General features: G+C 64.1%; 5 protein-coding genes. 4 read left to right on the top strand and 1 reads right to left on the bottom strand.

Annotated features, from left to right (window positions below; translation table 11 throughout):
- Positions 1-502 (bottom strand): thermonuclease family protein (locus MOV75_RS26275; RefSeq protein WP_247006858.1); only part of this gene is annotated, 502 nt, incomplete at its 3' end.
- Positions 503-693: 191 nt separating this feature from the next.
- Between MOV75_RS26275 and MOV75_RS26270 the strand changes: the two genes are divergently transcribed.
- The 4 genes from MOV75_RS26270 to MOV75_RS26255 all read left to right on the top strand — a co-directional run.
- Positions 694-2,412: a methyl-accepting chemotaxis protein gene (locus MOV75_RS26270; protein ID WP_247006857.1), complete on the top strand. Its 1,719-nt coding sequence runs from the start codon at positions 694-696 to the stop codon at positions 2,410-2,412.
- Positions 2,413-2,563: 151 nt separating this feature from the next.
- On the top strand, positions 2,564-3,583 hold the full coding sequence (locus MOV75_RS26265; protein WP_247006856.1) for a sulfotransferase family protein: 1,020 nt from the start codon (positions 2,564-2,566) through the stop codon (positions 3,581-3,583).
- Positions 3,584-3,588: 5 nt separating this feature from the next.
- Positions 3,589-4,551, top strand: a complete 963-nt coding sequence (gene cysD, locus MOV75_RS26260) for a sulfate adenylyltransferase subunit CysD (protein WP_247006854.1) — start codon at positions 3,589-3,591, stop codon at positions 4,549-4,551.
- Positions 4,551-5,399, top strand: an 849-nt coding sequence (locus tag MOV75_RS26255; RefSeq protein ID WP_247006853.1) for a sulfate adenylyltransferase subunit 1, incomplete at its 3' end; no start/stop codon positions are given. The genes cysD and MOV75_RS26255, both read left to right, overlap by 1 nt.

The following is a 5,399-nucleotide window of genomic DNA, read 5'->3' as shown; positions in this document are numbered from 1 at the left end:
AGACGTTCTCGGTCCGCCGGGTCGCGACGTCGGCGAGCACGCGGCCGTATTTGTCGGGGCCGAGATTGGTGATGATCACGCCGCCCTGGCCGACCAGATCGCGCAACGCGCGCGCCGCGGCTTCCGCCTTGTCCAGTTCCTCCTGGCAGGATGCCTTTAGTTCGGGCGCATCGATGCCGCGCAGCCGAACGCGCACGACGCGATCGCGACCCTCGCGCTGACGAACGCGCGCAAGGAAGGTGTCGCCGTCGATGGTGCGAAGCACATCCACGGGCTCGCGGACATCGGGATGGCCCGCCTGCTGGAGAACGATCTCGGCATCCCCGGTGTGCTCGCCATCGGTCCGCGGAACAAGCCAACCCACTCCATGGCGGAAGGTGAGCACGACGGCCAGCATGATGCTCACCACGAACATCCACGGCAACAGTCCGGCGAAGTGCCGACCGAACGGCGAACCGCCGAACTGTGGCCGATAGGTTTTGGGTCGGTCCCGGAAACGCATCAACTCACGCTAAGACTGAGTCGGGGAACTCACAAGCGAGGCCACAGCGGGCCGGACCCCGAAACAACCTCTGCAGGAAATGTCCTAACACCACCACGCCGGCCGTAGTTCTACTGGAATTCCGCGAATCTTTCCCAATTCTCAATCATTGGTTGCGAAGACGTGTTAGAGGTAACGCGAGGGAGATTGCTGTGGGGTCATTCAGGTTTCGCATCGGAACAAAGCTCGGTATCGTCACGGGCGTGAGCATTGTGTTGGTCTGCGGCATGCTGACCAACCAGATCCTCGGCAACCGGTCGATCGCCGAATCCAATCGTTTGGTCACGATCAACTATCTCAACAAGGGCAATGCGCAGGCGGCGCAAACGGCAATGACGCGGGCGCAGCTCGCAGCGCTCGAGATCGGTTCCGCTTCGACAACCGGAGAAGTCGACAAGTCCCTCGATATGCTTCGCACGCGAGCGGGCGAAGCCGGCGTGGAAATCGATGCCGCCACGGACCGGGCGACTCGGAAGGTCACCCAGGACGCCTATCGCGAGACCAAGAAATTTGTCGATGCGTATCTGGCCAGTGGCATTGAACTGGCCGGCGCGCAGAAGACCGTCATCGGCGCCGCGTCCGGCAGCGCCAGGACCGCAGCCGAAGCGGCGAAAGCAGGCATTCTCGCAGAACATATGCGGCCGGCCGCTCTGGAGGTCAGCAAGCGCATCGACGACCTGGTCGGCGTTGCCAACGAATTCGCCGCGCGCCGCAAGGGTGAGATGCTCACGGAACTGGATCGCGTCGCCAACTTCGCGTTGATCGTCGGCGTGTTCGTCGTCCTGATGTTGATCGGCTCCGCCGTGTTCTCCGTGCTGAGCATCGCCCGCCCGATCCGGCGCATCGGCGACGTGCTTCTCCAGCTCGCCGGCGGCAACAAGGCGGTCGAGATCCCCTATACGCGCCGTGGCGATGAAGTCGGCGACAACGCCCGCACGGCTCAGACCTTCAAGGAAAACCTGATCCGCATCGATCTGATGGAAGCCGAGCAGAAAAATCAGGAAGCCGCTGCAGCGGCTCGGCGCAAGGAGGAGATGACCAAGCTCGCCGGCGTGTTCGAAGCCGCGGTCGGCGGCATCATCGACTCCGTATCGGCAGCTTCCCAACAGCTCGAGGCTGCCGCTGGCACGCTGTCCGGAACCGCGGAGGAGACTCAGCAGCTCTCCGGCATGGTCGCGGCGGCCTCGGAGGAGGCGTCGACCAATGTCGGCGCCGTGGCGTCTGCCGCGGAAGAGATGAGCACGTCGGTCGTCGAGATCGGCCGCCAGGTCCACGATTCCAGCCGCATCGCCAGCGAAGCGGTCGAACAGGCCAAGCGCACCGACGTCCGGATCAACGAACTGCTCAAGGCGGCAGGCCGAATTGGTGATGTCGTCAAATTGATCACCGCGATCGCCGAGCAGACCAACCTCCTGGCGCTGAACGCAACGATCGAAGCGGCGCGCGCCGGCGAATCCGGCCGCGGCTTTGCGGTCGTGGCGAGCGAAGTCAAGGCGCTCGCGGCGCAAACCGCGCGAGCAACCGAGGAAATCAGCACGCAGATCGCCGGCATGCAATCGGCGACCGAGGACTCCGTCGGAGCGATCAAGGAAATCGGCGCGACCATCGCGCGCATCTCGGACATTTCGACAACCATTGCTGCGACGATCGAAGAGCAGGGTGCAGCGACGGCCGAGATTGCACGAAACGTCAGCGAAGCCGCCAAGGGCACCGTCGAAGTCGCGGACAAGATCGCCCAGGTCAGTCATGGCGCGAGCGCCACCGGCGCTGCATCTGGGCAGGTGTTGTCATCGGCGCGTTCGTTGTCGAGCGAAAGCAGCCTCTTGAAGACGGAAGTCGAGAAGTTCCTCAATACCGTGCGCGCAGCATGAATCTACAAAGCAGCAACATATCTCCGACGCTTGCTGCACATCGATAGCGCCTCCGGGATTTCCCGGAATTGTTCGGCACCGCCAGCAACTGTAGGTTGGATTGTACATCACGAGCAATCGCTAGTGGAACTCCTAGCCATGGGCCCCCGACATGAACCTCGACGCTACCTCAGCCGCTTCGCTCGAACGACTGGCCGATCTCGTTCGCCAGCAGCACAGTTCCCTCGACACCATGCTGCTGTCGCCAGTGGGCGAATTCCAGACCAGAGCCGTCACCCTCGCGACGCTGATGCGCGAAGTGACGGACTGCCTCGCAGAGGATTTCCAGCATCGCCCCGCGCAAGACTTTCCGATGCTCTATTTCGCATGCGGCAAAGCCAGGGTCGGATCGACCGCCCTCAGCAATCTGTTCGGCATGACCGGCATGCCGTCATACTATCAGCCGCTGAAAGCGATCTTGCGCGAAGCGCTCATCGGCCGTCCGCTCACGCCCTGGGTCATCCCCTCGGCGACCGACGAGCCGCACATCTTCAGCAAGGAAACGATCGGGCCCTACGTGCTCGCCGAAAGCTTGTTCAATCCACTGCAGCTCCTGATCGAGGCGGGCTATCCGCGGCATCGTCTGCGTCTCATCATGCTCGATCGCGAGCCGGCGAGTTCGCTGGCGTCCTGGCTCGAAAAGCTGATCTCGCGCGCGCCTGAAGATACATTGCTGCGGCACTATGTCGTCGCCGCACTCAGCGCGGCCCACGTCGCAAGCTACGCCCGGCAACAAGGCGTTCCCGTCACTCACTACGTCTACGAGGCGAGCAAGGAGGCTCTGTCGTCGGTGCGCGTCCTGTTCGACCGCCTCGGCCTTTCCAGCAGCTTTACCGAGAACGCCGTGACATCGTGGCAAGAGCCGGGGGACGCGCAAGCCAACAACGCGCGCGTCATCTTCCCGAGCGAAGCGACGATCTACAAGGTCCCCAATCTGCATACGTCCGATAGCGCCTATCGCTACCAGCGCCGCGCGACGGCCTCGATGAGCAACACTCAGTTGGAGCTTCTGGAACGCTGCGGTGTCAATGACGTCTATCGAGCCTCGGTCGCGGCGTGCGTTCGCGATCTCGACCTGAACGCGGCGACGTCGGCGCACCTGTTCGGCGACTGGGTCGCCGAGGCTGCGTGATCAGCATGCTGGATAGTCCCACGGCCACCGAACCCGCCCTCGCCGAAAGAGCGGGGGGCGAGAAGCTTCATGCCGCCAGCCATCTTCGACGCCTGGAGGCGGAAAGCATCCATATCCTGCGGGAGACCGCAGCCGAATTCCGCAGGCCGGTCATGCTCTACTCGATCGGCAAGGACTCCTCGGTGCTGCTGCATCTGGCGATGAAAGCGTTTCATCCCGGCAAGCCACCGTTTCCCCTGCTGCACGTCGACACCACCTGGAAATTCCGCGAGATGATCGCGTTTCGCGACCGCCGCGCGCGCGAACTCAGCGTCGAACTGATCGTCCACACCAACAAGGACGGATTGAGCCAGGGAATCGACCCCTTCACCCACGGCTCGGCGCGCTACACCGACGTCATGAAGACGCAGGCGTTGCGGCAGGCGCTCGACCTCCACGGCTTTGACGGCGCAATCGGCGGCGCGCGGCGCGACGAGGAAAAGTCGCGCGCCAAGGAGCGCGTATTCTCGCACCGAAGCGCGGCGCATCGCTGGGATCCCAAGAACCAGCGCCCCGAGCTGTGGAGCCTGTACAACACGATGCTCGCGCCCGGCGAGAGCATGCGGGTGTTTCCGCTCTCGAACTGGACCGAGCTCGACATCTGGGACTACATCCTGCTCGAGGACATCCCGATCGTTCCGCTTTATCTGGCGGCTTCACGCCCGGTGGTCGAGCGCGACGGCGCGCTGATCATGGTCGACGACGAACGGATGCCGCTGCTTGCCGGCGAGGAGCCGCGCTGGCGTTCGGTCAGATTTCGCACCCTGGGCTGCTATCCGCTCAGCGGCGCCACGGTGTCGACGGCGGCAACGCTGCCCGAGATCGTCCGGGAGATGATGGCCTCGCGCACCTCCGAGCGGCAGGGACGCATGATCGACCGGGACAGTCCGGCATCGATGGAGCGCAAGAAAGCGGAAGGCTACTTCTGATGTCCTATCACGAGGCTCCCACGATCGCCGCCTCCGGTGCGCCGCGGCTGGATCAGGATGATCGTCCGACGCTGCGTGTCGTCACCTGCGGCAGTGTCGACGACGGCAAGAGCACCCTGGTCGGCCGGTTGCTCTACGATTCCAAGACGCTGCTCGACGATCAGCTCGACGCGCTGGCGTCCGAGAGCCGGACCGCTGGCACCACCGGCGGCGATCTCGATTTCGCGCTGCTGGTCGATGGCCTGCAGGCGGAACGTGAGCAGGGCATCACGATCGACGTCGCCTACCGCTTCTTCGCAACCAGGCTGCGCCGCTTCATCGTTGCCGACACGCCGGGACATGCGCAATACACCCGCAACATGGCGACCGGTGCCTCCAACGCCGATCTCGCCGTGGTGCTGGTCGACGCCCGCAAGGGCGTGATCACGCAGACGCGGCGCCACAGCCACATCCTTTCGCTGCTCGGCATTCGCCACGTCGTGCTCGCCGTCAACAAGATGGACCTGATCGGATTCGACGGGGATCGCTTTGCGGCCATCACCGCCGAATATCTCACGATGGCCGGGCAGCTCGGAATCTCGCAGGTCCAGTGCATTCCGGTCGTGGCGCCCGGCGGCGACAACATCGTCGCCGCCAGCACGCAGATGCCCTGGTACACCGGGCCGACCGTCACGGCCTATCTGGAATCGGTCGACGTCTCCGGCGACGTCTCGCAGCGGCCGTTCCGGCTGCCGGTGCAATGGGTCAACCGGCCGAATGCTGAGTTTCGCGGCTTCTGCGGGCGGATCGCCAGCGGAACGATCGCGATCGGCGAGACTATCGCCGTGCAGCCTTCGGGCCGCCAGACG

This window comes from Bradyrhizobium sp. PRIMUS42, assembly GCF_023006515.1.
Lineage (GTDB): Bacteria > Pseudomonadota > Alphaproteobacteria > Rhizobiales > Xanthobacteraceae > Bradyrhizobium.
Note: the sequence above shows the minus strand (reverse complement) of the source record. Positions and strands in the feature narration are given on the sequence as shown.